The organism is Candidatus Methylomirabilota bacterium (assembly GCA_036001065.1).
Classification (GTDB): domain Bacteria; phylum Methylomirabilota; class Methylomirabilia; order Rokubacteriales; family CSP1-6; genus MNEF01.
In genome coordinates, this window is the sequence record DASYUQ010000050.1 from 1 (window position 1) to 5,540 (window position 5,540).

At 72.0% G+C, this 5,540-nt stretch carries 5 protein-coding genes; 1 reads left to right on the forward strand and 4 read right to left on the reverse strand.

The window, feature by feature from the left end; translation table 11 throughout:
- Window positions 1-118: 118 nt before the first annotated feature.
- The 4 genes from VGV13_04150 to VGV13_04165 are packed head-to-tail and all read right to left on the reverse strand — an operon-like array spanning window position 119 to window position 5,121.
- Window positions 119-2,461 carry a penicillin acylase family protein gene (locus VGV13_04150; GenBank protein HEV8640271.1) on the reverse strand — a complete coding sequence of 781 codons (2,343 nt, stop codon included), beginning with the start codon at window positions 2,459-2,461 and terminating at the stop codon, window positions 119-121.
- Between the two features lie 16 nt (window positions 2,462-2,477).
- Window positions 2,478-3,398 carry an AEC family transporter gene (locus VGV13_04155; protein HEV8640272.1) on the reverse strand — a complete coding sequence of 307 codons (921 nt, stop codon included), beginning with the start codon at window positions 3,396-3,398 and terminating at the stop codon, window positions 2,478-2,480.
- On the reverse strand, window positions 3,395-4,339 hold the full coding sequence (locus tag VGV13_04160) for a sugar kinase (protein HEV8640273.1): 945 nt from the start codon (window positions 4,337-4,339) through the stop codon (window positions 3,395-3,397). The genes VGV13_04155 and VGV13_04160 overlap by 4 nt, the downstream gene beginning before the upstream one ends.
- On the reverse strand, window positions 4,339-5,121 hold the full coding sequence (locus VGV13_04165; GenBank protein HEV8640274.1) for a hypothetical protein: 783 nt from the start codon (window positions 5,119-5,121) through the stop codon (window positions 4,339-4,341). The genes VGV13_04160 and VGV13_04165 overlap by 1 nt, the downstream gene beginning before the upstream one ends.
- A gap of 140 nt (window positions 5,122-5,261) precedes the next feature.
- On the opposite strand from VGV13_04165, the gene VGV13_04170 reads away from it, so the two are divergent.
- The coding region (locus VGV13_04170) for a beta-ketoacyl synthase N-terminal-like domain-containing protein (GenBank protein HEV8640275.1) at window positions 5,262-5,540 on the forward strand (279 nt) is incomplete at its 3' end.

The following is a 5,540-nucleotide window of genomic DNA, read 5'->3' on the forward strand; positions in this document are numbered from 1 at the left end:
GCCAGGGCGAGGGCCACGCGCTCGTCGGGGGTGAGCGCCTCGATCGCCTCACGATCTTCGAGCCGCAGCAGGTCCGCGACGCTACGCATGATCGCCGTCAATATAACAGGTCACCGGCTCAAGGCTCGAGCGTCTGCTGGCTCTCGGCGTCGGCGCGGATCTGCGTCCACTCGTAGCGCATTGGCAGCAGGTGCACCTCGCCCCAGGTGGCGGCCTGGTCGGCGTAGTGCGGGCTCCCCGCATGGCCGGAGGAGCCGAGCGGCACGACCCACGCGCTCCGATTCCAGTCGCCCACGTCGAAGATGTAGCGCGCGACCGAGGTCGACGTCAGCCCGTAGCCCGCCGTCGCGATATAGGAGGCCGCCTGGACCGTGTCGCCGTCGCCTCCCATCGGCACCGAGGGCGGATCGAACAGCCGCGCCAGCTCGGGAAAGGCGGCCGAGAGCGTGTGCCGGGGCTGGGTGGCGTGCAGGCGTCCCCAGCGCCACGACGCCACCTCGGGCCCCAGCGCGTCGCGAAGCTCGGCCACCGCGGCGGCCAGCGCCGCCCGCAGCGCGGCGGGCCAGTCGGCGTCGGGGGGCAGGAGCGTCCGGTCGTCCCGCCGGATCATGTCGGTGAGCCGCGCGCGCAGGCGCGCCATGTGAGCGACGGCGCCGCGCCCGCCGCCGGCGAAGGCCTCGACCGTGAGGGGACCGAGGATCGGCGCCATGAGGTCACGCATCAGCCGCTCGCGGAACGCGCTGTAGATGGTCGGCGCCGCGCTCTCGCGGTCCATCACACCGTTCCACGCCAGCAGCGCCTCCAGCGCCGGTGTCGAGGCGGGATCGACGGGGGCGATCGCTTTCAGGATTCCGACGAACTCACGCGCGGGGATCGAGACGCGGTCGGCGTGGATCGCCGCCATCTCGCCGACCGTCGCGTTGTGGATTCCGCGCAGGCGCTCGACGAGGCGTCGCGTACGGAAATCGGGCGCGAAGTCGAGCCCGACGTAATGGGGGTACTGGAGCCCGGCCACCCGACTGTTCGCGGTCGCGATCCAGCCCGATTCCGGATTACGGACGGCCGGCATCTCCTCGAACGGGATCGTGCCCTGCCACTCGTGGGCGCCGTCCCAGCCGGGCACGGGCACCCAGGCGTTGGCCATCGCGCGGATGGGGATCCGGCCGCGCGTCTTGTAGCCGATGTTGCCGTGCACGTCCGCGAAGACGAAGTTGTTCACCGGGTCCACCCACGGGCGCATCGACCCCACCAGCTCGTCGGCCGAGGCCGCGCGCAGCATCGGCAGGAGCGCCTCGAACGTCCGGTTCGGCTCGGCCGTCGCCGTATAGCGGAAGGCGAAGGCGTGGCCGCTGGCGGGCTCGCCGAGGACGATGGGCCCGTGGTGGGTCGCCGTCACCTCGATCTCGACCGGCGCGGCGCCCCGCACGCGGATGGTCTCGCGGGCCGTCTCGGCCCGCCGCCACTCCCCCCGGAACTCGTAGCGGCGAGGGTCGCCGGGATCGAACCGCTCGATGTAGAGGTCCTGGTAGTCGGCGTTGGTGTGGGTGACGCACCAGGCGACGTGGCGGTTGTGGCCGAAGTGCGGGAAGCCGGGCACGCCGGGAAACGACAGACCGATCACGTCGAACTCGGGGCAGGCCAGGTGATTCTGGTAGTACACGTTCGGCACGTCGAGCGCCCGGTGCGGGTCGCCCGCGACCAGCGGCTTGCCCGAGGCCGTCCGGCTGCCCGCCACCGCCCAGTTGTTGCTCCCGCCCTCCCAGTCGGCCACCTGCGCCAGCGCCGCCTCGGCGTCGGTCAGCTCCCGGAGCCCGTCGATGGCGGGGCCGCGGTACTCGCCGCCCGGCGGCACGATCAGCGTCGGATTCGGCGGCGTCCCCGGGCAGAGCTGGGCCGTACGCGCCGCGCCCAGGTGGCGCAGCAGCCGGGCGCGCCAGGCCTTCATCTGCCAGACGCCCATGAGCACGTGGCGCACCTTGAACACCGCGGCGCTGTCCCAGGGCTGCCAGGCCTCGGGCGCGCCGCCGACCAGGCGGTACTCGATCGGCAGCGCCCTGGTGGTCTCGATGAACGCGTTCACGCCGGCGGCGTAGGCCTCGAGCATCGCCCGGGTCTCGGCGTTCACGGCGTCGTAGTCGGCACGGGCGGACTGCTCGAGGCGAAAGCGCCGCATCTGGAGGTCCTGAGCGAGCGCCGGTGGCCCGGCATACTCCGCCCAGCGGCCGTAGGCGCGGCGCCGGTCGTAGTCCATCTGCCAGAGCCGATCCTGCGCGTGCACGAACCCCTGGGCCAGGAATACATCGTGCGCCGAGGCGGCTCGGACGTGGGGGATGCCCTGGGCGTCGCGCCAGACTTCCGCCCGGGCGCGCAGAACGGGGACGCGCACCGGCGTGCGTACGTCGGGCAGCGCCGATTCCAGATGCTTGCGGGTGATGTCCTTGCGGATGACGGATGAAGGCATCGATGCGCTCCTTGGCTCACCAGCGAGTGGTGAGGACGGTCAGCAGCAAGGTCAGCGTGAAGGCGCTCGCCACGGTCGAGAGCACGACCGCCGCCGCGACCAGCGCCGGGCGCGTGTCGAACTCCATCGCCCAGAGGGCCGCCGTCACCGCCGTCGGCATGCTCGCCTGCATCACCGCCACCGACAGCGCCACGCCGTCCAGGCCGAGCAGCCGTCCGGTCAGCCAGGCGATGGGTGGCGCGGCCAGCAGGCGGATGGCCGCGGCCAGCGTGGCGCCCCCGGCCTCGGGCCGCGGCGCGAGGCCGGGGAGATGAAGGCCCACGAGCAAGAGCAGCACCGCCAGCGAGCCTGCCGCCAGAAGCTGAATCGCCTTCGTGACCGGCGCCGGCGGTGGCCAGCCCGAGACATTGACGACGATGCCCGCGACGATCGCGTACAAGATCGGCAGCCGGACGAGCCGCGCCAGCGCCGCGCGCGCTCCCGTCCGCGCCCGCGCCGCGATGAACACCCCGAGCGTGTGGACGCTGATGGCATGGACCGCGAACCAGCTGCCGGCGATGGCGAGCCCGGCCTGGCCGAAGCCGAACAGGGCCAGGGGTAGGCCGATGTTGCCGGAGTTGCCGAACAGGGCGGCCATCAGCAGCGCCGCGCCCGAAGGGCCGCGCCAGCCGAGCACGCGCGCGGCCGCCGACGTGAGCAGGCCGATGCAGAGGAGCTGAACGCCGACGTGCAGGATGAGCCGCGCCAGCAGCTCGCGCGGCACCGCGGCGCGCGTCAGGGAATCGAAGACGATCGCCGGGATCAGCACCGACACCGAGAGCGTCGTGACGCCCCCCAGATCGATGGGGCGGTGGCGGCCCAGGAGGTAGCCGATCGCCACGATGGCCACCACCGGGAAGATGATCTGGACGAAGACACCGGCGAGGGCGCCGATCACCGGCGGACGCTGGGACCGCCAGCGAGGGCCTCCTGCACGTCGCGCGGGCTGATCAGCGCGATGTCGCCCCAGATCGAGCACTTGAGGGCGGCGACGGCGCTGGCCGTGTCCACCGTCTCCTGAAGATCGCAGCCGCGCAGTGCCGCCCACAGGAAGCCGGCGACGTAGGCGTCGCCTGCTCCGATGGGGTCCACGACCTGAACGGCCGGCGTTCGGCCCGGCCGCACCAGGCGCCCGCCGTCGAGGGTCAGCGAGCCCTCGTGGCCCTGCAGGAGGGTGACTGTCGCCTTCGGCGCCAGCCGGGCCAGCCCCTCGATCATCCGCACGGGCTCACCCTCGAGCGCGAAGAGGCTCCTGGCCTCCTCGTAACCCACGAAAAAGAACCGGACCGCCGGGAGCACGGATTCTGCGAAGGCGCGGGCCTCTGCCGGGGTCCAGAGCGCGGCACGATAGTTGACGTCGAACGACACCGCCGCCGCTTCGTGGAAGGCCCGCTCGCTCAGCGCCCGGGCGGCCAGACCCAGGGCCGGCGTGATGCCGGTGAGGTGTACGACCCGCGCCTGCCGCACCGGCGCCCAGTCGACCTCGTCGGGGGTGAGCCGGGCCAAGGCGGAGTCCCGGCGGTCGTACAGGACGTGAATGGGGCGGGGCGGCGCTCCGTACTCGAGGAAGTAGAGCCCCAGGCGGGCGCCGTCGACCATCCGCACGTACGAGCAGTCCACGCCGTGCCCCACCAGCTCGCGGCGGACCCGGTCGCCCCAGGGATTGGCGGGCAGCGCCGAGATCCACGCCGCCTTCATGCCCAGCCGGGCGCAGGCGGCGGCGACGTTGGCCTCGGCGCCCCCGATCTGCACGTCGAGCGTGCGCGCGGTCTCGAAGCGCCCCGGCGACGGGACCGAGAGGCGGAGCAGCACCTCGCCCAGGGTGACGAGGTCGTGCACTATCCCGGGCCCTTGACCCGGATGTTCACGGAGGTGCCCAGCATCAGCGCGGCCGTGATCAGCTCGGGACGCCGGTCGGGCCCGAAGATGACGCGCGCCGGCCGCGCCTCGCGGGCCCAGGACGAGAAGCGGGTCAGGTCGAAGAGGGCGGCCGGCTTGCCCGTCTCGGGGTCGGACGTCACCCGGAGGACGAAGGGCACCAGCTCGGCGCGATAGAACTTCTGCACGTCGTCGGGCCCCTCGTTTTCGGGCCGGCGCCGGCGGACCACGTGGGTCAGGAGGTTGCCGTCGCTCTGCTGAGGCCACAGGCCATCGGCGTAGTTGAGGACGGCGCTGGAGGCGTCGTCCACGTGCAGCCCGTCCGGGATGGCCACCACATCGTCCGCCACTCGCAGGCGCCGCAGGAAGAAGGTCTCGCCCCGGTAGTGATACTCGATGATCCCCCGGGCGTAGTCGTAGGTGAACTCGGTGCGTGCCTCGCGCCCCGCCACCTGGAACCAGGAGACCGCCTGGAGCGGCACCCAGCGCCCCTGGCGGCGGACCCCGCTCGACTCCATGCGGTTGCTGATCCGGCTCCCCTGCCCGACCGCCTTCATCTCGTAGCGCCCGCTCGCCCGGTCCACCGACTCGTCGAGCGTCCCGGTGAGCTCGAGGCTCAGGGTCTGGTACAGGAACCCGACGTCCACGTCATACGCCGCCTTGCGGAGCTGCGCCTCCGCCCCCCGCCTCAGCGGCGCCAGCAGGAGGGCCAGGCAAAGTGTCAGAAACTGTCGACGGTTCATCGGTTCCTGGACATGGCTGACCGGCTCGCCTATTCTAACAACACTGCGATTTTTGCAGCCGCTCCCGGAAGCGGCCGAGCGTCAGAACTTAGGCGTTTGGCAGTCGGCCTGCTATTTAGCGCTGACTCGAGGAGGCGCCCGTGGGTCGTCGTCGCGTCGTAATTACCGGACTCGGCGTCGTGGCCCCGAACGGCATCGGGAAGGACCTCTTCTGGAAGAACCTCGTCGCCGGGCAGTCCGCCGTCGACTACATCACCGCCTTCGACCCGTCGCCCTACCCGTGCAAGGTCGCCGCCGAGGTGAAGGACTTCCGGCCCGAGCAGTTCATGCACCCGCGGCGCACGAAACACCGCGGACGCTTCTCCCAGTTCGCCGTCGCCGCCGCGAAGCTTGCGGTGGCGGATTCGGGGCTGGTGCTC

Excerpts from the sequence above, each read along its gene's own strand:
- VGV13_04150 (HEV8640271.1), bottom strand. The coding sequence starts at position 2,461 with ATGCCTTCATCCGTCATCCGCAAGGACATCACCCGCAAGCATCTGGAA.
- VGV13_04165 (HEV8640274.1), bottom strand. The coding sequence starts at position 5,121 with ATGAACCGTCGACAGTTTCTGACACTTTGCCTGGCCCTCCTGCTGGCG.